General features: G+C 57.4%; 20 protein-coding genes and 3 tRNA genes. 8 read left to right on the forward strand and 15 right to left on the reverse strand.

Going from position 1 to position 21488, the window contains the following annotated elements; genetic code table 11:
- Positions 1-355: 355 nt before the first annotated feature.
- The 4 genes from ACED87_RS01530 to ACED87_RS01545 form a co-directional block, all read right to left on the reverse strand.
- Positions 356-634, reverse strand: coding sequence for a hypothetical protein (locus ACED87_RS01530; protein ID WP_449081124.1), 279 nt, complete (start codon positions 632-634; stop codon positions 356-358).
- A 52-nt stretch (positions 635-686) separates the two neighbouring features.
- Positions 687-1832 carry a CAF17-like 4Fe-4S cluster assembly/insertion protein YgfZ gene (gene ygfZ, locus ACED87_RS01535; RefSeq protein WP_449081126.1) on the reverse strand — a complete coding sequence of 382 codons (1146 nt, stop codon included), beginning with the start codon at positions 1830-1832 and terminating at the stop codon, positions 687-689.
- On the reverse strand, positions 1832-2497 hold the full coding sequence (locus ACED87_RS01540; RefSeq protein WP_449081128.1) for an FABP family protein: 666 nt from the start codon (positions 2495-2497) through the stop codon (positions 1832-1834). Before ACED87_RS01540 ends, ygfZ begins: the two co-directional genes overlap by 1 nt.
- Positions 2498-2771: 274 nt before the next feature.
- Positions 2772-3524 carry a hypothetical protein gene (locus tag ACED87_RS01545; RefSeq protein ID WP_449081129.1) on the reverse strand — a complete coding sequence of 251 codons (753 nt, stop codon included), beginning with the start codon at positions 3522-3524 and terminating at the stop codon, positions 2772-2774.
- Between the two features lie 147 nt (positions 3525-3671).
- On the opposite strand from ACED87_RS01545, the gene ACED87_RS01550 reads away from it, so the two are divergent.
- The 8 genes from ACED87_RS01550 (at position 3672) to ACED87_RS01585 (ending at position 11824) form a co-directional block, all read left to right on the forward strand.
- Positions 3672-4358 carry a response regulator transcription factor gene (locus tag ACED87_RS01550; RefSeq protein ID WP_449081131.1) on the forward strand — a complete coding sequence of 229 codons (687 nt, stop codon included), beginning with the start codon at positions 3672-3674 and terminating at the stop codon, positions 4356-4358.
- 40 nt (positions 4359-4398) lie between these two features.
- Positions 4399-5367, forward strand: a complete 969-nt coding sequence (gene mshD / locus ACED87_RS01555) for a mycothiol synthase (RefSeq protein ID WP_449081133.1) — start codon at positions 4399-4401, stop codon at positions 5365-5367.
- A 37-nt stretch (positions 5368-5404) separates the two neighbouring features.
- The gene (locus ACED87_RS01560) at positions 5405-7639 is read left to right on the forward strand and encodes an RNA degradosome polyphosphate kinase (RefSeq protein WP_449081135.1); all 2235 of its coding nucleotides are present in this window, start codon (positions 5405-5407) and stop codon (positions 7637-7639) included.
- Between the two features lie 138 nt (positions 7640-7777).
- Entirely contained in the window at positions 7778-8779 is a 1002-nt protein-coding gene (locus ACED87_RS01565; RefSeq protein ID WP_449081137.1) for an NUDIX hydrolase, read from the forward strand.
- Between the two features lie 7 nt (positions 8780-8786).
- Positions 8787-9608 (forward strand): thymidylate synthase, encoded by an 822-nt coding sequence (locus ACED87_RS01570; RefSeq protein WP_449081139.1) that lies wholly within the window; start codon positions 8787-8789, stop codon positions 9606-9608.
- A 9-nt stretch (positions 9609-9617) separates the two neighbouring features.
- Positions 9618-10250 carry a dihydrofolate reductase gene (locus tag ACED87_RS01575; protein WP_449081141.1) on the forward strand — a complete coding sequence of 211 codons (633 nt, stop codon included), beginning with the start codon at positions 9618-9620 and terminating at the stop codon, positions 10248-10250.
- Positions 10247-11386: an aspartate-semialdehyde dehydrogenase gene (gene asd / locus ACED87_RS01580; protein WP_449081143.1), complete on the forward strand. Its 1140-nt coding sequence runs from the start codon at positions 10247-10249 to the stop codon at positions 11384-11386. The genes ACED87_RS01575 and asd overlap by 4 nt, the downstream gene beginning before the upstream one ends.
- 9 nt (positions 11387-11395) lie before the next feature.
- A complete protein-coding gene (locus ACED87_RS01585; protein WP_449081145.1) occupies positions 11396-11824 on the forward strand; it encodes a GntR family transcriptional regulator in 429 nt (142 codons plus the stop codon).
- Between the two features lie 13 nt (positions 11825-11837).
- On the opposite strand, the gene ACED87_RS01590 is transcribed toward ACED87_RS01585, so the two are convergent.
- The 11 genes from ACED87_RS01590 to ACED87_RS01640 form a co-directional block, all read right to left on the reverse strand.
- Complete coding sequence (locus tag ACED87_RS01590; protein ID WP_449081147.1) at positions 11838-12254, reverse strand: PGPGW domain-containing protein; 417 nt, start codon at positions 12252-12254, stop codon at positions 11838-11840.
- Between the two features lie 12 nt (positions 12255-12266).
- A complete protein-coding gene (locus ACED87_RS01595) occupies positions 12267-13358 on the reverse strand; it encodes a UDP-N-acetylmuramate dehydrogenase (RefSeq protein WP_449081148.1) in 1092 nt (363 codons plus the stop codon).
- A gap of 85 nt (positions 13359-13443) precedes the next feature.
- Positions 13444-14673, reverse strand: coding sequence for an MFS transporter (locus ACED87_RS01600; RefSeq protein ID WP_449081150.1), 1230 nt, complete (start codon positions 14671-14673; stop codon positions 13444-13446).
- Positions 14674-14815: 142 nt separating this feature from the next.
- Positions 14816-15277 (reverse strand): MaoC family dehydratase, encoded by a 462-nt coding sequence (locus ACED87_RS01605; RefSeq protein ID WP_449089510.1) that lies wholly within the window; start codon positions 15275-15277, stop codon positions 14816-14818.
- A 3-nt stretch (positions 15278-15280) separates the two neighbouring features.
- Positions 15281-15727, reverse strand: a complete 447-nt coding sequence (locus ACED87_RS01610) for an FAS1-like dehydratase domain-containing protein (RefSeq protein ID WP_449081154.1) — start codon at positions 15725-15727, stop codon at positions 15281-15283.
- A 131-nt stretch (positions 15728-15858) separates the two neighbouring features.
- The gene (locus ACED87_RS01615) at positions 15859-17127 is read right to left on the reverse strand and encodes an Nramp family divalent metal transporter (protein ID WP_449081334.1); all 1269 of its coding nucleotides are present in this window, start codon (positions 17125-17127) and stop codon (positions 15859-15861) included.
- A 91-nt stretch (positions 17128-17218) separates the two neighbouring features.
- A tRNA-Thr gene (locus ACED87_RS01620) sits at positions 17219-17290 on the reverse strand.
- A gap of 1 nt (position 17291) precedes the next feature.
- Positions 17292-17365, reverse strand: a tRNA-Met gene (locus tag ACED87_RS01625).
- Between the two features lie 29 nt (positions 17366-17394).
- A tRNA-Thr gene (locus ACED87_RS01630) sits at positions 17395-17466 on the reverse strand.
- 81 nt (positions 17467-17547) lie between these two features.
- Positions 17548-19515, reverse strand: a complete 1968-nt coding sequence (locus tag ACED87_RS01635; protein ID WP_449081156.1) for a DEAD/DEAH box helicase — start codon at positions 19513-19515, stop codon at positions 17548-17550.
- A 343-nt stretch (positions 19516-19858) separates the two neighbouring features.
- On the reverse strand, positions 19859-21463 hold the full coding sequence (locus tag ACED87_RS01640; protein WP_449089511.1) for a DUF2079 domain-containing protein: 1605 nt from the start codon (positions 21461-21463) through the stop codon (positions 19859-19861).
- Positions 21464-21488 lie beyond the last annotated feature (25 nt).

Raw genomic sequence — 21488 nt, forward strand, 5'->3', positions numbered from 1 at the left:
CTCATATTTTTGCCGCGGGTGGGGCCGTTGTCTAGTTGGTGGGTGTGGGGTGCGTGTCTACTTTTGAATAAGCCTCACGCCATCCACCCGCGCTCTGTCAACATCGAAATATTCAATATTGCCAAATGAATCAAGCACAGCGTATTCTAAAAGCTTCTCTGCCAGCATCTCGCTATCATACGAATCTCCAGGAGAAGTAACAGCATTTGCTGGGGCCATTAGGCCGAACGAAATAGCAATTACTAGAGATACTAGAAAACCACAAACCCGATTAAACATCACGACTCCCTGAATTGAAAAAAATTTTCGTTATATCAGCACTAAGCCTGTAAGAAGAATTTTTACATGATAAACGTTACATGTAAAGAGCCTGAGAAAATATTTGGGTAGCAGAACCCAACCAGTCCCACCTACCACCGAAGCTTGGTTCCACCATTACGGTTTCATCAGCTACTGGAATACCTAGGTCAACGGTTTCTGTCACACGAAGCTCAGCGGTTGGGTAGGTGGCGGTATCGATGGTAGTGGAGGTGAAGTAAAAATCGCGGCGGCTACCAGCGGTGATAATACTAGCGACATCAACGGTGAACCGGGCAGACTCAGGACAGAACCCTCCTGCCCAAGTATCCTGCACCTAGACTGTGCAGACTCTTATACACTTTCAGAGGCTCCTATTTTTCGGGGCCCTAACTACGCAAAAAATCCCCCATGTTCCGGCGCCCGGCCACCTGGCCAGCGTCCGGAGCAACAATGATGGTCTGGGCGGCGGCGTACTGGCTAGTTGCGGGGTTGCCCTCGGCGTCCGTATCTCCCCCATCTACCACGCGCAGGGTGGCGGCCGGGTCAACCGACCGTTTGAGCAGAGCCAGGGCAATAGGCCCAGCCTCATGGTGCAGGGCCACCGATGTCACAGTACCCACCTTCTTCTCACCGGCCAGCACGGCAGAACCGGCAGCGGGCAGGGTATGCTCGGAGCCGTCCAGGTCGAGGAAAGTCAGGCGGCGGGGAGGGTGACCCAGGTTATGCACGCGGGCCACAGTCTCCTGGCCCTTGTAGCAGCCCTTCTCCAAATGCACAGCGGTGCGCAGCAAATCTAGTTCATGGGGGATGGTTTTCTCATCAGAGTCCACACCCACGCGCGGCCGCCAGGCCTCAATGCGCAGGGCCTCAGCAGCCCAGGAACCTGCCAGTTTAGCGCCCTCCACCGCATCAAGTAAGCGGTGGGCTGGCACAATGGTCAGGTAACGGTGGTAGGCAGAGCCCGGGTGCTGCTCTTCCCCAACGGACGCGTAAGTGTAGCCACCGGTGGCGATACCGGCCCCCCAGGGGTCAGCCCAGATAATACCGCCTGCAAGCAGGGCGCTGGCACCCTCAGCCTCACGCGGGTCCAGAGTGGAACCCAGCACAGCGTGAGTTTCGGTGCGGTCAGTAATCTCAACGCGCAGCATAAACTTCATACGGTTCAGATAGTTAACCAGGGGCGCTGCCTGCTCACCTTCGGTTATCAGCCAAACTGCGCCGTCCTTCTCAACGGCAAAGGCAGCAAATTCGATACGCCCCTGAGGGGTCAGCAGAAGAAGCTCAGTGGAATCACCCTCCCCCAGTTGCGTGAGCACCTGGCTAGAGAGGGTGGTCAGCCAGCTCAGGCGGTCTTCACCCACAACCGTCACCACCCCCAGGTTGGAGTGATCCACCAGCGTGAACTGGGCACGGCGGGCTAGTGCCCGCTGCTCAGCTACAGGGTCACCGTAGTGGGCTGCAACCCCCTTATCTGCCCCAGAAGCCGCAAAAGCACCCGGGCGAGATAAGAGGGGGCTACGATAGCCGGTCACTACTGGTCACCTGCAAAATCTTCGCCACCGAACATCGTGGTCCCCAAATCGTCACCACTCATAGAGGAAGTCTTACGCAGCTCAGCAGAGGCGTGCTTCTCCAGCTTTCGGGTTTCAGGGTTAGCGGTCTCCCAGTCCCACATCAGGTTGCCGTTGACCAAGCCCCAGAGACGCACAGAACCGGCGTAGTCCTTGGTGATGTCATCCTTGAGCATATTGCCGGTCTGCATGCGCACCACCGGGCCCTTAATCATGCCCACATAGTTTTCAGTCAGGCCGCCGGGGTGGGCGATAGTAGCAAGCAGGTTGAAGCCGCCGTCCTCATTCCGCAGGGACTCCACCGACTCAGCGTCCTGGTGGACAGGAACTATGTCAGCAGGCACCAAGCCAGGGCCCACATCGCCGTCTACCTGGGTGCGGTCAATCTGCCAGAAGCCAGTTTCTACAGTAAGGGGGCGCAGCTTTTGGCCCTGGTCATCGAGCAGGAAGCTCTCGGCGCGGTATTCGATGAAGGGTAGGCCATCTTGGCTGAAGGTAATAATCTGCCCGAAAGGGGTTGACTCTGAGCCCTCGTACCAGAGGGAGCCAATGCCCTCCCAGGTGCCCAGCAGCCAGGAGAAGGGCACAAGTTCGGGGGTGAGGTTGGTAGGAATTTCAATAGCCATACACACCATTGTAGTCGGCAAGCCAACCTGAGGAGAGGGGCAGGTATGAGCAGTGAGGGCACCCCTCTGACGACTTACCTTAGGTGCCCGAAATATAAAGAAAACCGGCCCTCGCGCAACAATGCGCGGGGCCGGTGCTATAAGCCTGTGGGTTGCTTACTTCTGGCCGCGGAAGAGACCGGTGAGCACGAAACCGATGCAGGTGAAGATCGCCAGACCTGCCAGGCCCAGAAGGACAAGAAAGAAAATTTCAAGTGCAAGAATACTCATACCGCTACACTACCACGCGAGTGAGGAAAGTCGCACACACATAGGCGATAACACCAATCAGCGCCACAGGCGTTACACCCAGAGTAATAGCGCCACGACGAGGCCCCTCGGTGGGGCCTGCTGATACAACACGGATACCAATCAAGGTCAGTAGCAAGCCAACACCCAGACCAATGGTGACAACGGGGTAGGTAGTCTCAAGATCCCTGGCCACAATTGCTAAACCAACCCAACCTGCAACAGACACCGAGGCAAGCACACCCGAAACGCAACTAATCACAGACTCCAGCCGCCCCACAGCTCCCTCACCACGGGCAAGTTCCACCATAAAGCTGGCAACTACCCCCACCGCTGCAATAGCAGGCAGAAAAGCCAGAGGAGCATGGCCAGGGTTCAGCCAAGAATAGAGCAGGGAGGCCACCCCAGAAAGCAGAACAATGACAGAGTGAGAGGTAATACGGCGGCGCCCCCGCAACTCTGCAATACCGGTAGAGGCAGGCCAGCCACCGGCAATCAAGAGTACGGCCCCCAGCCCAGCCAAGGCAGCTGCATCAGGTGAGATAGCTGCGGTGATGACCAACGCAATGAGGGTGATGAGTGCAGAAAGAGCTACCAGGGCGTAGCGGGAACGGGGTGTGGCCCCGATTCGCCCCAGGGGGCCTTCATAGACGGCTTTACGTTGGGCGCGTCGGAGCTTGGTAAGCTCAGGAACGAAGGTGCGGATAGCTCTGTTCTGGGTGGGGTCTTTAGTAGTCACTCTTGGGTTTCATCTCGCTGTGTGGGGTGCCCGGGTGCGGGCGGCGGCATCCTTCTTATCTTCCCGTATTATGAGTCTTTTTATCAACGTCTGTGCCCTGCGTTTTATACTGGTGCTTGAGTTGACCTGTTCTAGGAGTGTGTGAGCGTGCTGCATATTGTCGTATTGAGTGATTCTGCGACCGATGGCTCCGATGTCACTCAGTCGCTGGGGTTATTGGCTCACCAGCTATCAGCCTTGCCTTTGAGTGCGTCTGCTTCCATGGTGCAGGCCCTGGGCCCTGATGTGGTTTTGGTTGATGCTCGTGAGCAGTTAGTTGCGGCCCGTAATTGTGCCCAGCTGTTGAAAAGTTCTGGTTGTGCCACACCGCTATTGATGGTGCTGACAGAGGGCGGCATGGCCGCCGTTGCGCCGCATTGGATGGTGGATGACATTGCGCTTGAGTCGGTAGGCCCAGCTGAGCTTGAGGCTCGATTGCGGCTTTTAGCCTCCCAAGTAGCTGAGGACTCAGAACCAGAGAACACAGTGATTCGGGCCGGGGCTGTCATGGTAGATGAGGCCTCCTATTCTGCCCGTCTGCAAGGGGCACCCTTGAACCTGACCTATAAAGAGTTTGAGTTACTGAAGTTTTTGGTGCAGCACCCGGGCCGGGTCTTTACGCGCGCCCAGTTGCTCTCTGAGGTGTGGGGCTATGACTACTACGGTGGCACTCGCACCGTTGATGTGCATATTCGCCGTCTGCGGTCGAAATTGGGCCCTGATCATGAACAGTTGATTACAACTGTGCGCAATGTTGGGTATAGCTTCAATTCAGCCCGCTCTGATTCCCGGTAGGCTTGTATAGTAGCTGTGATGTCTTCAGGAGGCGCGCGTGGTGTGTAAGATTATTTCGCCTAAGGTTTCAGCTGCTCTAATAGCTGATTTTGAGCAGTTAGCTGAGCGAACCCACCAGCAGGACGGCGCAGCCCCTTTTTCTGAGCAGACTTTTGTTGAACTGCGTAAAGCAGCCCAAGGTGCGGACGCCAGCATACAGCTTTTTGAGGCCCGGCTAGGTACTGAGCCGGTAGGGTTCGCTGCCCTAGTGCGTGAAGGTGAGCTGTGGGTACTTGAGGCTGCAGTTACCCCTGCTGCCCGCAACCGGGGTATCGGTTCCGCCCTGATTCGTGCTGCTGTTGAGGCTACCGGCGATGAGCCGCTCCGGGCCTGGGTGCACGGGGGCTCTGATGAGTTTAGCCCTGCTGTGCAGGCAGCTACACACCTGGCCAATAAGCTAGGGTTGCACCCCACCCGCGAACTCTACAAGCTGGGTCTGGCCCTGACCGAGCAGGTGCGGGCAGGCGTCCGCGCAGCAGCCCAGAACCGCCCCCTCCCCCCTGGCTTGACTCTGAGTACTTACACCCCGGACCAGGCTGAAGCCTGGGTACAGGTCAATGCCCAAGCTTTTGCCCACCACCCCGAACAGGGGCGGCTAACCCTCGATGACCTTAAGGTACGCACCGATTCTGACTGGTTCCGCCCCGAAGGCTTCTTCCTGGCTCAGGAGGGCAAGGGGCAACTAGCAGGCTTCCACTGGACCAAAATCCCCACAGCACAAGGCCAACACCCCGAAGGTGAAATCTATGCCCTCGGCATCTCACCCACCTGGCAGGGCCGAGGCCTAGGTAAAGCCCTCACTCTAGCCGGCATGGCCTACCTAGCTGAAGCCACCACCCAAGAGGGCACCCCACTTGACCGTATTGTGCTCTATGTTGATGCCGACAATACCACTGCTGTAGACCTCTACCGCTCCCTTGGGTTTACCCCCCTCACCATCGACCGACAATTTGCCCCTACCCACCCTTAATCTTCACCCCGCCCCCTTGCATTGAAAGGCAACCCCCTTGATTAACCTCCCTGCTGGGACCCCAACCCACCACCACGTCCACGGTCACGGCCACATCAAGAAAATTGAACGCCCAGAAACCCGCGTAGACCGCATTGACATCGGCAAAAAAATCAAACAACCCAACCTTGAGGGCGACTTCAGCGCAGACCGCTTTCTCGACCGCGAAATCAGCTGGCTAGACTTCAACACCCGCGTGCTCGAACTCGCTGAAGACCCAAACCTCTACCTACTCGAGCGTCTAAACTTCCTCTCCATCGTCACCAGTAACCTAGACGAATTCTTCATGGTGCGTGTAGCTGGCCTCAAGCGCCGTATTGCCACCGGTATCGCTGTTCCCTCAGCAGCAGGACTCGCCCCCGAAGAGCAGATGGAAAAAATAGCTGAAGTCGCCCACGCCCTACAAGAGCGCCAGTACCGTGTCTTCCACGAACAGGTCTACCCCGAACTGGAAAAAGAAAATATCCGCATTGTCGGCTGGGAAGACCTCACCTCCGTAGAGCAAGAGCGACTCTCCCGTTTCTTCCGCTCCCAACTCTTCCCCGTGCTCACTCCCCTAGCAGTTGACCCAGCTCACCCCTTCCCCTACATCTCTGGCCTATCGCTAAACCTGGCCGTGATTGTGCGCAACCCCCAGACCGACAAAGAACTCTTCGCCCGCGTCAAAGTACCCGAAGCCATCGAGCGCATGGTAGCAGTAGACGGCGCCCGCTCCGTCAAAGCCTCCTCAGGGGAAGTACGCTTCATCCCCCTTGAAGTCATCATCGCCGAACACCTAGAGGCACTCTTCCCCGGCATGGAAGTCGTTGAACACCACGCCTTCCGCATCACCCGTAACGAAGACCTAGAAGTTGAAGAGGACGACGCCGAAAACCTCCTCAAAGCCCTGGAAACCGAGCTACTACGCCGCCGCTTTGGCCCCCCGGTGCGACTAGAAGTTGAAGACACCATCAACCCCGAAATCCTTGAGCTGCTCGTCTCCCGGCTCCGTATTGATGAACACGAAGTCTACAAGCTCCCCGCCCCCCTTGATCTTCGAGGCCTCTCTGACATCGCCAAAACCAACCGGCCAGCCCTGAAATACCCCAAGCACATCGCCCACACCTCCCGCTGGCTCAACGCCAACGAGACCTCAAAGGCAGCAGATGTTTTCACAGCAACCCGCTACCACGACGTCCTGCTACACCACCCCTACGATTCCTTCGCCACCAGTGTGCAGGCCCTACTAGAGCAGGCAGCAGCCGACCCAGCCGTCCTAGCTATCAAGCAGACCCTCTACCGTACCTCCGGCGATTCACCTATCGTTGATGCCCTCATTGAAGCTGCTGAAGCTGGTAAACAGGTTCTGGCCCTGGTCGAGATTAAGGCCCGCTTCGACGAAGAAGCCAACATCCACTGGGCCCGCAAACTCGAACGCGCCGGTGTGCATGTGGTCTACGGCATCGTTGGTCTCAAGACCCACTGCAAACTCTCCCTGGTCGTCCGTAAAGAGGCAGAGGGGCTGCGCCGCTACTGCCACATCGGTACCGGTAACTACCACCCCTCCACCGCCCGCTTCTACGAAGACCTCGGCATTATTACCTGCGACCCGCAGATTGGTGAGGACGTCTCCCGCCTCTTCAACCAGCTCTCCGGTTACGCCCCCAAGACCACCTACAAGCAGCTTCTTGTTGCCCCCCGCTCCCTGCGCTCAGGGCTCATCGACAACATCAATAAAGAAATTGAGCACAAGCGGGCAGGGAAAGCCGCCAAAATTCAGATCAAATGCAACTCAATGGTGGATGAAGCTATCATCGACTCCCTCTACCGGGCCTCCCAGGCCGGGGTGGAAGTCAATGTGGTAGTGCGCGGTATCTGCGCCCTACGCCCCGGTGTGCCGGGCCTTTCTGAGAACATTAAGGTGCGCTCAATCTTGGGCCGCTTCCTTGAACACTCCCGTGTTTTCACCTTCGAAAATGGGGGCTACCCCAAGGTCTACATCGGTTCAGCTGATATGATGCACCGCAACCTAGACCGCCGTGTCGAAGCCCTGGTGCAGGTGAAGGCAGAAGCCCACATCAAATATCTGCTCACCATGTTCAATGACTACCTCTCCCCCAAAACCAGTAACTGGCACCTAGCCTCTGATGGCCGGTGGGAGCGGCACCACCTGGACGCTGACGGTGCGCCCCTACGCGATGTGCAAGCCTATTACCTAGCTAGCCGCGAGCAGAAGCGCAACAAACGGGCCTAGGTAGCCTACCAGCTCCTAGACCCTCCTGTTTGGTATTTACGCGCCTAGAACGAATGGGCATAGAATGTCCTTGAGTTACCCTTCGGTTAACTCAAGGACATTCTGAACGCCTGCCCCACCCCCCACGGAGCTTTCCACATGCCGCACACCGAAACTTTCTACGCCGCCCACAGCCACAACGGTGCTCTCTCGCTCAGCCGTGGCCCCCGCACCCGGGCAGCTATCAACGCCGCTGGTGCTATTATCTGGCGCAGGCACCAAGACCAGGTGCAGGTGCTCATTATTCACCGCCCCCACTATGACGACTGGTCCTGGCCCAAAGGTAAACAAGACCCCGGCGAGACCCTGCCAGAAACCGCCGTCCGTGAAATTCGCGAAGAAGTAGGGCTCAAGGTCACTCTGGGTGCCCCGCTGGCAGTGACCTCCTACGAGGTGAAAGGCAAAGCGAAAGAAGTCTACTACTGGGCTGTCCAAGCACCTGCCGGGCAAAAAGCGGTAGCCGATGAAGGGGAAGTGGATGAGCTACGCTGGGTCAGCCCCAAGCAGGCCCGCACCATGCTCACCAACGTCACTGATAAAGAACCCCTAGATGCCCTGCTGGCCTTAGAACACGGGCAGAACCTGTGCACCCGCCCCGTCATTATTGTGCGCCATGCTAAGGCAAAACCCCGCGCTAGCTGGGCCGGTGCCGAAGGTGAGCGTACTCTTGCTGCTACCGGTAAGCGTCAGGCCCTGGCAGTGGGGCGGCTTTTAGAGGCATGGCAGCCCGAACGCATCATTTCTTCCCCCTGGGTGCGTTGTATGCAGACGGTCTACCCTTATTCCAAGGCCTCGGGTATTTCTATCAAAGAGAAGCGGGCACTGACGGAGGCGCACCACGCCCGGGCTCCCAAGCATGCGCGTAAGGTCGTTGAATCTCTCTTTGAGAAGCGTGATAAGCCGGTGGTTCTCTGCACTCACCGCCCGGTGCTCCCTACCGTGCTTGAGGTACTGGGTGAGCACCTGAATAAGCAGCTGCGCCCTCATTTGCCCACCAGCGACCCCTACCTTAAGCCCGGGGAAATGTGGGTGCTCCAGGTTTCTGTAGCTCACCCCAAGACCGTTGTTTCACTCGAACAGATTAAGCCCTTTGACGATTAAAGAAGATATGACTGTTACCCCTACCCCTTACGAAGACCTGCTGGGCGAGATTATGGCTACCGGCGATGAGAAAGCTGACCGCACCGGCACTGGTACCAAGAGTGTCTTTGGCCGTCAGATGCGCTTTGATCTTACGGAGAGCTTCCCGCTGATTACCACTAAGAAGGTGCATTTTAGGTCGGTGGTTATTGAGCTGCTCTGGTTTTTGCGCGGTGAATCGAACGTGCGCTGGCTACAAGAGCGGGGCGTGACTATCTGGGATGAGTGGGCAGATGAGGACGGCGAACTGGGCCCGGTCTACGGGGTGCAGTGGCGCTCCTGGCCTGCTGGTGACGGTGGCACCATCGATCAGATCGCTCAGGTCATTGATTCTTTGAAGAAGAACCCTGATTCCCGCCGCCATATTGTCTCAGCCTGGAACCCAGCTGAGGTCGATAATATGGCCTTGCCTCCTTGCCATGCCCTCTTCCAGTTCTACGTTAAAACTCGTAAGGACGGCCGCCAGGAGCTTTCTTGCCAGCTTTACCAGCGCAGTGCAGACATGTTCTTGGGGGTACCTTTCAATATTGCCTCCTACGCTTTGCTGACCCACCTGATTGCTCAGGAGGTGGGTATGGTACCCGGTGAGTTTATTTGGACCGGCGGTGACTGCCATATCTATTCCAACCATTATGAGCAGGTGACCGAGCAGCTCTCGCGTGAGCCTTACCCTTACCCGAGCCTGCGCATTAAGAATAAGAAGTCCTCAATTTTTGATTATGAGTTCGAGGATTTTGAGCTGGTAGATTACCGCCACCACCCTCTCATTAAAGCCCCGATTGCGGTCTAGGGTGTGGGTATGAGTCAAGAAAACCTCTCGGTTTCACAGCAGCAGCTGCCCCAGCTTGGAGCGATATGGGCGCAGGCCAGCAATGGGGTGATTGGCCGCGATGGTGATATGCCCTGGTATGCCCCTGAAGATTTGAACCATTTCAAGCAGACTACCTTGGGTACCCCGGTCATGATGGGGCGGGTAACCTGGGAGTCTTTCCCTCCCCGCTTTCGCCCCTTACCGGGGCGACTCAACCTTGTTATTTCCCGGTCGGTCACCGAAGTTGAACATAAGGACGGTGCCGTGTGGGTTTCTTCCCTCGATGAGGCTTTGAGCCAGGCTCAGCATCTGGCCCCGGAGGCTAGCACCTACTGGCTTATTGGTGGTGGCTCCCTCTACGCTGAGGCTCTAGGGCGTACCAATCTGCCCGGTGTTGCTGGGGGGCAGGTGAGCCTGGTGGAGCGTACCCTCTTTGAGGTTGAGGTTCCCGGTGATACCTACGCCCCTGAGCTGGGTGAGGGTTGGGCGCTGGTGACTGAGGGCGCGCCCGTCCGCTCTGAGAAGGGCTATGCTCTTACTGGTACAGGGCAGAAGCTACCTCTCGCCATGCGGTTCCAGACTCTGCGCCGGGAGCCGGTAAAAGATAGACTAAAACCATGACTTTTACATCTGGTGATTCTGTAGGCTTTGTTGGTTACCGTGGCATGGTTGGCTCCGTGCTCATGAAGCGCATGCTTGAAGAAGGTGACTTCGCGGGTATAACCCCCGTCTTCTTCTCCACCTCCCAGGCCGGTTCTGCGGCCCCTACCTTTGACGGTGCCCTTGAGGAGTCCACCCTTAAGGACGCCCATGACATCGATGAGCTGGCCAAGCTCCCTGTCATTGTGACCGCCCAGGGTGGCGACTACACCAAGGCTGTGCACAGCCAGCTACGCGAGCGCGGCTGGAAGGGCATCTGGATTGACGCTGCCTCTACCCTACGCATGAACGATGACGCCCTGATCGTGCTTGACCCCATTAACCGCGACGTTATTGACCGCGGCCTGGAGTCAGGTGTTAAGGACTTTGTGGGCGGTAACTGCACTGTCTCCTGCCTGCTCATGGGTCTAGGTGGTCTGTGGAAGCAGGGCCTGGTGGAGTGGGGTACTTCTATGACCTACCAGGCTGCCTCTGGTGGCGGTGCCCGCCATATGCGCGAGGTGCTCAAGCAGTTTGGCGACATCAAGGGGCATGTAGCATCTGAGCTAGATGACCCTGCCTCCGCCATTCTTGAGATTGACCGCAAGGTGCTAGAACTGCAGCGCTCTGGTGATCTTGATACCACCCAGTTTGGTGTGCCCCTGGCCGGTTCGCTGATTCCCTGGATTGACTCTGATTTGGGGAATGGCCAGTCCCGCGAAGAGTGGAAGGCTGAGGCTGAGTCCAACAAGATTCTGGGCCTTGAAGGCGATGACCGTGTGGTTCTTGATGGCCTGTGCGTGCGTATTGCCACCATGCGCTCTCACTCCCAGGCTCTAACCTTGAAGCTCAAGGAAGACCTGACTGTTGAGGAAATCGAGAAGATTATTGATGAAGATAACCAGTGGTCAAAGGTTATCCCCAACACCAAGGACGCCACCGTTGAGGGCCTGACTCCCGTTGCGGCATCCGGCACCCTAGATATTCCGGTGGGCCGCATCCGCAAACTCAATATGGGCCCCCAGTACATCTCTGCATTTACTGTTGGTGACCAGCTTCTGTGGGGCGCTGCAGAACCTGTGCGCCGTATGCTCAAGATTGCGACCGGCACCCTTTAGACTGGTGCTATGACCAAACACGAGATGCCCCCGATTCATGACTCCCATGAGGAGCTATGCGGGGGCATTCGTTCTTTAAATTTTAGGGTTGATAAGGAATCGGACGTCCCACCCTACTCCCAGCTGCGCCGGGCTATTATTGCGGCACGCGCCTCTGGGGTGCTGGCTGCCGGGGACAGGCTGCCACCCATGCGGGCATTAGCCGCTGAAACAGGTTTAGCGGTCAATACGGTTGCTAAGGCCTATAAGGAGCTAGAGGCTGCCGGGGCCATTGAGACGCACGGGCGGGCCGGGTCTTTTATTACGGCTCTTGATTCCACCGCTCATAAGGCCCAGACCCTGACCGAGAAGTATATTACAGCCATGCGCAAGCTAGGCTTTGAGGATCAGAAGATTCACGAGATTCTTGACCGGATGCTGGGGTTAGAGAGCCAGTAGTTTGGGTAGCCCCTTATGGAGAATTGTAAGGTGTTTTTTCTCTATAGTGGCAGCCCGTGGGGCAGTAATGGCTACTGTGGGGGCGGCGAGCCCAGCGGGCAGCATTCCGGCGACGCTGGGCCTGGCGGCGCCGAGCTTTCATCTGCCTCCAGATGTTCAGCACCTTGGCCCGTGCCCACACATTTAGACGGTGGGCCCAATGAAATTCTGTGCCCCACAGGCTCATACCCATAAAGATAAAGAGCCAGCCGGGCCCCGGCGTCACCAGCATGATAAGGCCAGCAAGAATGCACAGAAAGCCCAGCCCAATCACCAGTAGGCGGTAAAGCATGAGTAGGGCGGCGTGGCGCCCCATAAAGGCACGGAAGCGATCCATGCGCTGGTGTAGGAGCCCGCCTTGCCCACTCTCAATTTCTTTCTCTAGGCTCATTGTGCCCCTGCGTTAGAGAGTAAAGCCGACGACCACAGGCTCAGGTACCAGGCGCACCCCAAAACTCTGCTCAACCCCGCTGCGCACAGCGCGGGCGATAGCCGCAATGTCGGAGGTTGAGGCACCACCACGGTTAGTAATCGCCAGGGTGTGCTTGGTAGATAGTGATGCCCGGCCCCCGGCAAGGTCAAGGGCCTCACCGGCAAGGCCGAAGCCCTTATCGAAACCGGCCTGCTGAATCAGCCAGGCAGCAGAGAGTTTGACCATGCCCTCCAGCGGTTCACCGGTGGGGGTGGTTGCCGGGTAGCGGGGGGCGTCCTCAGGTAGCTGGGCGGCGACGTCCTGCCCCACGATGGGGTTGGTGAAGAAAGAACCGGTGGAGTAGGTGTCGCGGTCGGTGGCGTCAAGGACCATGCCCTTGCCCCCGCGCAGGCGCAACACAGTCTCACGCACCTGGTGAGAATCAGCGCGCTCCCCCGCCTCAACGCCCAGTTGACGGGCCAGCTCAGCGTAGCGGACGGGGGCAGACAAGGGCCCGTGGGGTAACTGGAAATCTACGGTCAGTACCACATAGCGCGGTGAGCCGTTCACAGTCGTCTGTTTGAGCACTGAGTCCCGGTAGGCAAACTTCAGATCAGCGTTAGTGAAGGTCTTATAGCCGCCGGTTTCACGGTCCCAGGTGCGCACCGAAGCAATAGTGTGAGCAACCTCAGAGCCGTAAGCGCCCACGTTCTGAACAGGGGTAGCTCCTACGGTGCCAGGGATGCCGGAGAGGGCCTCCACGCCGGAAAGCTCGTGCTCCACCGTATAGGCCACAAAGTCATCCCAGCTGTGGCCTGCTTGCACGCGCAAGGTGGTGCCACTGCAGGCAGAGTCGCTCAGGGTCTCAATACCAGTGGACGCTACGTGCACCACTACCCCATCGAAGCCGTCATCAGCTACCAGCAGGTTAGAGCCCCCACCGACCACCAGCAGGGTATCCCCTGCCTTATCAGCGGCGGTTACGGCGTCAATAATTTCCTGCTCGCTCTTAGCCTCAATAAAGAGACGGGCGGGGCCGCCCACAGCGGCAGTAGTCAGTTCACTTAAAAGCTTGTCAGTCACGGTGCCCATTCTACCGGCTCCGCCCGGCTACCGTCTGTCAGCACCCCCACCAGGGAAGCAGCCCCGGTGCCTCTAGCAAGCTCCTCTAGAGCTTTTCGCTATGAATCACCTGGGTAGCTCGCTTAGATTCCAGTTGGCTGGTGAGCGCCAAAGAAGTTACCACGAAAATTAGGACCGCAAGGAGCCCATGGCGAATACCAAATTGTTCTCCCAAAAAGCCCAGTAAGGGCGGGCCGCCTAAGAAAGCTACATAGGCAATTGTGGCGACCACAGACATACGCACCGCGGCCTTGGAGGGGTCATCTGAAGCTGCTGATATGCCGGTGGGGAAGCCCAAGGAAGCGCCCAGACCCCAGATCAGCAGGCCAATAAAGCCCAAGGGTAGGGTGGGGGCAAAGATGAAGAGGGTCAGGCCAATAATGACGAGAGTGCAGGTTGCCCGGAGTACCGGTACTCGGCCAAAGCGGTTAAGGAGGGAGGTGCCTCCAAAGCGTCCTATTGTCATGGCTACAACAAAGGTGAAGTAGCCCAAGGAGCCGACGGTCTCGCTGGTGCCGTAGTCTTGGGTGAGGGCCATGGCTACCCAGTCATTGGCGGAGCCTTCGGCCAGGGCCATGCCCAGCACAAAAAGGCCAATGAGGATAGTGCGCTTATCGCGCCAGGCATCACGCACCCGGTAGGAGCCGACGACGGCGATGGCTTGGGTATCGTCCTGCCCGTAGTTCTCACTGTGGCAGAACTTGAGAGAAATCGCCACGAGGGCGGCAACTACCAGCGCAAAATACCCCATGTGGATAAGGAAAGGCACTCCCAGGCGGGTGTCAAGGGTACTGACGGCCGCACCGGCGACAGTTCCGATAGAGAAAAATCCGTGCATGATGGGGGTGATATAACGGCCAAGGGCCCGCTCATTAGCTACCCCCAGTACGTTAGCGGCAACATTAGATAGAGCGCTGCCGATACCTTGTAGGATAAGGCCCACTACTGTCAAAGGAAGATTAGCTAGCTGAACACCCACACCAATGAGGACCATGCCGATGACAGCGATGCTATAGGCTGCGGCGATACAGCTTCTCGCCCCATAACGGGCCACCATAGCCCCAGAAAAGCTGACCGCGCAGAAGGACCCTAAGGTCATGCCCAGCAGGAGCAGACCCATGGGCCCGGCGCTTAGACCCAGCCCACTTGCGACATCGGGCAGACGGGTCAGCAAGGCTGAAATTACAAGGCCACTAGCAAAGAAGAGCCCCAGCACGGCCCGGTACCAGGTCTTAATCTGCCGGTCGGAAAGCTGGGTGCGAGGGGTCTGTGCCATAAGGTGTAGGGTCGCTTCTCTCGTGCTTAGTTTGGTTATCACTTGGTATGTGTGATCCGGTCTCTATTCTAGTGGCCACACAAGATAAGGCATCTACTCACAAGCGAGAAGATGCCATATCTGTAGAAGAATGTGGTGGCTGCTAGGTCAGCTTTACTACAGCCTGTGCTTTCATGAGCACTTTCTGTTCTTTACCCTCAGTGTCGGGGGCTGTGACGGTGAGGTCAATGCGGGCGGTGCGGGCGTCCGTATCCAGGGCACCCACCTTACCGGCAACAGAGATGATATTCCCGCCGGTAGCTGGGGAGGCAGCGTCCTGGGCATCAAGGACAGGGACAGGCTTAGAGAACCGGGTCTGGTAGTCCACAATCGCGCCAGCATCCCCCACCCAGTCGGTCACCAGCTGCACAGCAGCGCCCATGGTGAACATGCCGTGAGCGATGACGCCGGGCAGGCCAACAGCAGTGGCAAAGCGTTCGTTCCAGTGGATAGGGTTAAAATCGCCGGACGCACCCGCATAAGCCACCAGGTCAGCGCGGGTCACAGGAATCTGGCGGGCACCAATCTCGGTGCCCTTTTCAAGGGAATCAAAAGAAAGAGTCATGGGTTAGTCCTCCGCCCGAACCAGCAGTGATGAGATGCAGGTGGCGACTTTTTCGCCCTCTACAGTGGTAATTTCCTCGCGAGTAGTGAGCATGGCTCCAGCGCCCATGACTCGCACACTATCGACGTGTACTTCAGTCAGTAGCTGGTCCCCTGCCACGATGGGGCGGTGGTGGGTAAAGCGCTGGTCAGCATGAACCACGCGGGAGAAGTCGATGCCTGCCTCAGGGTCGCTGATCAGGGCAGCGTCCGCTTTCTGTGCCAGAATAATCGCAAAAGTAGGCGGGGCAATCAAGTCACGGTAGCCTGCGCTCTGGGCCGCCTGAACCTCAAAATGCAGGGGGTTGGTTGCCTTCACCGCGGCAGCAAACTCACGAATTTTCTCTCGCCCCACGCTATAGGGTTCTGTGGCCGGGTAGGTGCGGCCCACAATCTCTTCATTAATAGCCATAGCACCACTCTACGTGCCCACCTTGCCTACCTAAAAATTAGGTGCCCTATTGCATCGCACCTCTGTTTGCTAGACAAAAAAGGGGTGGATGCCGTCTTAGACGACACCCACCCCAGCTCTAAGGCAAGAGGCTACCCAGGGAGAACCTTAGCAATAGCATTCCAGACCTGAACAATACCCAGAGCACCAAAAAGTACAGTAGTAATTACCAGCAAAATATTGGTGGTAATCCCATTGCGCCAGTTATCAGGCACACGGCGGGTATTGAGCAAGGCAAGTAGGGTCACAGCCAAGAAGGGCATGAACAAGGCTCCCAGCACCCCGTAGAACAGAATCAAGAAGATGGGGCGGTCAAGCAGGAGAAGAGTCATGGGCGGGAAGGTCAGCCACAGCAGGTAGAACTTAAAGTACTTACCGCCAGTACGTGTATCGGGGTGGCCCGATTCTTTACCGCGGGAAATACCCCAGAAATCTGCGAACATGAGGGAGACGCCAGACCAGACTCCGATAACGGAGGAGAAGGAGGCAGCCCAGAAACCCACCAAGAAAAGGTTACCGATGATGGTACCGTAGCGGTCCTTCAAAATATCAGCCAAGTCCAAGAGGCCCTTGTCGCCCGCGGAGACGGTTGCGCCCACAGAGTAGAGAATCTCAGCGCCCAGGATCAAGGTGGCAATGACGAAGATGCCTGAGAGCACGTAGGCTACTGCGTTATCAATCTGCATCACACGCATGAAACGGGGGGTTGCCCAGCCCTTTTCGCGCAACCAGTAACCGTAGGCAGCTAGGGTGATAGTGCCGCCGACGCCACCGGCCAGAGCCAGGGTGTAGAGAAGGCCACCTTCAGGAATCAGGGGAATAAGACCCTTGAAAAGCTCAGGAAGGTTGGGCAGGGTGTAAATAGCCAGACCTACAATCAGCAGGAACATGAGCCCCACTAGAACTGCGGTAATTTTTTCGACGGCCTCATACTTACCCAACCAGACAAAGCCAAAACCTAGCAGGCCCATGATGATGGCCCAGATTTTCAGGTCTAGGAAGGGGAAAAGGACGGCTAGGGGCATGGCTGAGGCGCTCATGGCGGTAGCCCCATAGACAAAGCCCCAAATCATGATGTAGGGGGCGAAGTAGACGCTGGTCCATTTGCCCAGGGACTTCCAGCCCTCAAAGATGGACCGCCCGGTAGCCAGGGTGTATCGCCCAGCTCCTTCGACCAGAATAATCTTGAGAATTACACCTACGAAGACGGCCCACAGCAGGGCATACCCATAGCGTGAACCCGCTACAAGTGTTGCTACCAGGTCAGCAGCGCCGATACCGGTAGCTGCAACGACTAGACCGGGCCCAATGATTTTATAGTTCTTCACTGGGTCTACGGGCTCATGAGGGTTCACCAATATGCTGGGGTACTTCTCGACGTCTGAACGGCTCAACGGCTCCTCCTTACTTAAACAAAAAACCTGCCAAGCGCATAGCTTGACAGGTTAACTGAGCCCCGACCGGGAATCGATCCCGGGACCTCCATCTTACCAAGATGGCGCTCTACCACTGAGCTATCGGGGCGTAGCGGTGGACGGGCTCGATCCGTCGACCTCACGATTATGAGTCGTGCGCTCTAACCAGCTGAGCTACACCGCCATGTATGAACTTGTTTGGGCTCATACAAGAGCCCCGACCGGGAATCGATCCCGGGACCTCCATCTTACCAAGATGGCGCTCTACCACTGAGCTATCGGGGCAACAGATACTAGCTTACGGTACAACATTCAGTAGACGCAAATCTAGAACCTGCTTTTAATGGGTGTTCTATAGCACAGGCCCTAGAACTTCTTGCGGCCCTTCTTCTTGCCGCCAAAACCACGATCATCACGGTCAAACTTCTTCTTACCGCCAAAACCACGGTCGCCAAAACCACGATCACGGTCATCACGGTTGAACTTCTTACCGCCAAAGTCCTTCTTACCAAAGCCACGGTCATCACGGTCGAACCGGCGTCCGCCCCCGCCACCCTTAGGGCCACGGTCACGCTTGATGTTGATGAACTCACCAGCTACCTGAGTATCGCGCAGGCGGTCAAAGAAGTCACCGGGCAGCTCAGCTTCAGGCAGAGAAACAATGGTGAAGTGCTGACGGATATCAATGGCGCCAACCTGCTTACCCTTAATGCCACCTTCGTTAGTGAGGGCACCAACAATAGCTGCCGGTGAGACATGTGAAGAGCGGCCCACGTTGAGCTTGTAGTCAACCATGCCTTCTTCAGCATGACGGCGACCGCCACGGGGCTTGTCATCACGGTCAAAGTCGCGGTCACGGTCACGGTCGCGCTTTTTACTCTTAGGCTCAGGCATTTCTTCGGCTAAGAAGGGGCGACCCTGCTGGGCGATAACAGCCAAAGCTGCCGCGATCTCTTCACCTTCAATATCGTGTTCGTTAGCGTAAGCATCGATGAGTTCACGGAAGAAGCTGAGATCTTCAGTTTCGATGGTGTTAGTAATCTGCTGGGCGAACTTCTGCTTGCGGTTGCTGTTCACATCCTCAACAGTGGGCATGTGCATCTGCTCAACCTGCTGGCGGGTAGCCTTCTCAATCTGACGCAGCATGTACTTCTCACGCGGGGTCATAAAGAGGATAGCCTCACCTGCGCGGCCTGCACGGCCGGTACGGCCAATACGGTGCACGTAGGACTCAGTATCGTGAGGAATATCGAAGTTGACGACCAGGGAGATACGCTCAACGTCAAGGCCACGGGCGGCAACGTCAGTTGCAACCAGGATGTCAATGCGGCCAGCACGTAGGGCTTCAACGGTACGCTCACGCTGGTTCTGGGGGATATCACCGTTGATAGCAGCAGCCTGGTAGCCGCGGGCCTTGAGCTTATCGGCAACCTCTTCGGTTTCCTTCTTGGTGCGCACGAAGGCAATAATGCCGTCGTAGTCTTCGACCTCAAGCACACGGGTCATAGCCTCAAGCTTGTGAGAGTGCATAACCTGCATGTAACGCTGACGAATGTTAGCGCTAGTGGTGGTCTTTGACTTAACGCGAACCTCAGCAGGGTTGTTAAGGTACTGCTCAGCGATCTTGCGGATGGTCTTAGGCATGGTTGCTGAGAACAGGGCAACCTGCTTGGAATCAGGGGTATCAGCCAGAATCTGCTCTACATCTTCAGCAAAGCCCATGCGCAGCATTTCGTCTGCTTCATCAAGAACCAGGTACTGCAGGTTAGAAAGGTCCAAGGAGCCCTTTTTCAGGTGGTCAATGACGCGGCCGGGGGTACCGACAACGACCTGAGCACCGCGCTTAAGACCAGCTAACTGGGGGCCATAGGGTGAGCCACCGTAGACAGGTAGCACAGTGAAGTCAGGCATATCGGCAGCATAGGAGGAGAAAGCCTCAGCTACCTGCAGAGCCAGCTCACGAGTGGGAGCCAGCACCAGTACCTGGGTGTCCTTGGAGACACCATTAATGTCAGCCAGTTCTGCCATGGTCGACAGGGCAGGCAGGGCAAAGGCTGCGGTCTTACCGGTACCGGTCTGAGCCAGGCCAACGACGTCGCGGCCTTCAAGCAGCAGGGGAATAGTTTCAGCCTGGATGGGTGAGGGCTTCTCGTAGCCGACCCGTTCAAGGGCAGCTAGGACGCGAGCGTCCAGGCCTAGGTCGGTGAAGCGGACGCCACCGTCCTCGTCCTTTTCTACCTTCTGGGTGGGGGTATCTACAACAGGTTCCTGGAAGATGGCCTCGGTTGTGGTCTCTGCGTTAACAGCAGTGTTTTCAGTCAATGTTGTCCTCATCGAGTGGGGTTTCAGCACTCTCAATAAGTGGAGGTGCTGTACGGGGTGTCCCCGTGGAATGCTCGCGAGGGGCCTCAAAAAATTAGAGGTCTTCGGTTCGTGGGCGCTGGCTATCAAAAGGGGTTGCGCGCTTGGGCGAGCTGATTACACATCAGGTTCTCTAGTCGAAGGTTCAACGGTCTGCTTAGCCTAAGTATGTTCGTTGAACGCGCGTGGCCCTGTGGTTGTCTGCCAGTAGCGGGCGTGGGCGCTGAAGAGAAATGGTCGGGGGTTCCCGAGTCTTACGTTTTCAACTCTACCCTAGTTTGGCCGTTTTGAACCCCGGTGGTGATAGAGGGTACAGCTAGTGGGTGCGCACAGCAATGTCGATGGTGCCAATGGTGCGGTAGTGCACATAGGTGGCACTCCCGTAGCGGCCGGTGGCGTAGTCTACGGCACTAGCTGGTGGGTTACCGCCCCAGGCGTTACCACGCAAATCAATCAGCACGTAGTCGGGGCCAGGCTCCCCAGAGTGGCCAATCCAATAAGCGGTATGATTCGGCACCAGGTAGGTGAGCACAGATAGGTCAGCAGCCACAGTGGCCCCCGGTGGGATAGCGGCCACAGCCTCAGCCTTCATCTGATCTGAGGCGGAAAGTTCAGCAGTGGCGAAGCTAGGGTTACTGAGCTGGGCGAGCGGCTGGTTCGGCAGCAGGCACACACTGACGATAAGAGCCAGCGCAGGTAGAACCGCCGGGGCCCGGTGACGCAGTGCGGCCCTTACCCTGTGAATTGTGTGCCCACCGGGGGCCTTTTTCTGTTGGTGGGCAGGTAGGCGGGTGCGGGCACGAGCCCGAGCCAGAACATCGAGTAAGGCAGCAAAGATCATGGGCATGAGCACCAGGTTGTAATGCCAGGTGGGTTCCCAGTAGCCCTCTTGGGGCGAGAGAAAACGCCACATCAGGGTGGGGGCAGCGATTAAGGCAAGGGGGCTAGCCGTCCAGGCCAGGACGCCTGTGAGCAAGAGCAGACCCACAGTGGTGGCTTTTTGCCAGGGGTAAAAAAGCTGGGCGAAGGCGCCGAGGGGGTCCCCAATGGCTGCGGCGATGTCGAGTTTATCGGAGTAGTCAAAGACTCCCCCGGTATTGAAATAAGGCAGAATAAGGCCAACGGCAAGCAGAGGCCACATCAGGCCCCAGAGCATGAGCAGGCTAGCTTCAGCCACAGCGGGAGTTCTCACCCAGGAGCGCAAGAGGGCGCGAACCCGCTCACAACCGGAGGGCACCGGGGCGGACGCCGAGGGGAAGGCAAGCTTGGTGGCCGTTGAGACCCAGCCGGTGCGGGCCAGAATCACCAAGCCGATGACCAGAACCGTGATACCAACGTCCTCTTTGACGAAGACGAGAGGGGCTGCCCAATAAACCGAGCGGCGCAAGAGGGGCGCGGGGGTGCCCGTCAGGCGGCTCAAGGCCAGGTAGCCCAGGCTCATCACGAGTAAGGGCAGGGCAAAAGCAACCTCATGAAACTGTACAGATACCGCCTGCTGGATGCCAAAGCTCAGGGCATAGGCAAGGCCAAGAGCCAGGGCCGCCCACAGGGCCAGAACCCGCTGGGCAAAACGCACCAGCAGATACACAGAGAGCGCCACCAGCCCGTTTTGCACATAAAGCAGTGTGGCTGGGGAAGGCCAGAGCCAATAGAAGGGGGCCAGTAGCACGGTAACAGGGTGGAAGTGATCGCCTAAGAGGTTGAACCCCTCCCCCTTAATGGGCACAATCGGCGCCTGGCCTGAGGCGTAGGCCTTGGCTAGCTGCGAGAAAATCCCCAAATCCCAGGAGGGCACCACGTAGTGCCGCCACTGCAACCAGGAGTAGAGACTATACAGGGCAAAGACAAGTACAGCGAGGGTTGCTGCGCTGATACGCGCCCTGATCAGGTGGGATTCTGCAGGCAGTAGGGGGGAGCTCATGCGCCTTCTTCATCTACGGTAGGGG

The sequence above is a fragment of the Rothia sp. 32237D007AR genome, assembly GCF_053544675.1.

What these genes read in the sequence shown, in the direction of transcription:
- ACED87_RS01540 (WP_449081128.1), bottom strand. Translation starts at nt 2,497, where the DNA reads ATGGCTATTGAAATTCCTACCAACCTCACCCCCGAACTTGTGCCCTTC.
- ACED87_RS01565 (WP_449081137.1), top strand. Translation starts at nt 7,778, where the DNA reads ATGCCGCACACCGAAACTTTCTACGCCGCCCACAGCCACAACGGTGCT.
- ACED87_RS01570 (WP_449081139.1), top strand. Translation starts at nt 8,787, where the DNA reads ATGACTGTTACCCCTACCCCTTACGAAGACCTGCTGGGCGAGATTATG.
- ACED87_RS01575 (WP_449081141.1), top strand. Translation starts at nt 9,618, where the DNA reads ATGAGTCAAGAAAACCTCTCGGTTTCACAGCAGCAGCTGCCCCAGCTT.
- asd (WP_449081143.1), top strand. Translation starts at nt 10,247, where the DNA reads ATGACTTTTACATCTGGTGATTCTGTAGGCTTTGTTGGTTACCGTGGC.
- ACED87_RS01585 (WP_449081145.1), top strand. Translation starts at nt 11,396, where the DNA reads ATGACCAAACACGAGATGCCCCCGATTCATGACTCCCATGAGGAGCTA.
- ACED87_RS01590 (WP_449081147.1), bottom strand. Translation starts at nt 12,254, where the DNA reads ATGAGCCTAGAGAAAGAAATTGAGAGTGGGCAAGGCGGGCTCCTACAC.
- ACED87_RS01600 (WP_449081150.1), bottom strand. Translation starts at nt 14,673, where the DNA reads ATGGCACAGACCCCTCGCACCCAGCTTTCCGACCGGCAGATTAAGACC.
- ACED87_RS01605 (WP_449089510.1), bottom strand. Translation starts at nt 15,277, where the DNA reads ATGACTCTTTCTTTTGATTCCCTTGAAAAGGGCACCGAGATTGGTGCC.
- ACED87_RS01610 (WP_449081154.1), bottom strand. Translation starts at nt 15,727, where the DNA reads ATGGCTATTAATGAAGAGATTGTGGGCCGCACCTACCCGGCCACAGAA.
- ACED87_RS01635 (WP_449081156.1), bottom strand. Translation starts at nt 19,515, where the DNA reads ATGAGGACAACATTGACTGAAAACACTGCTGTTAACGCAGAGACCACA.
- ACED87_RS01640 (WP_449089511.1), bottom strand. Translation starts at nt 21,463, where the DNA reads ATGAGCTCCCCCCTACTGCCTGCAGAATCCCACCTGATCAGGGCGCGT.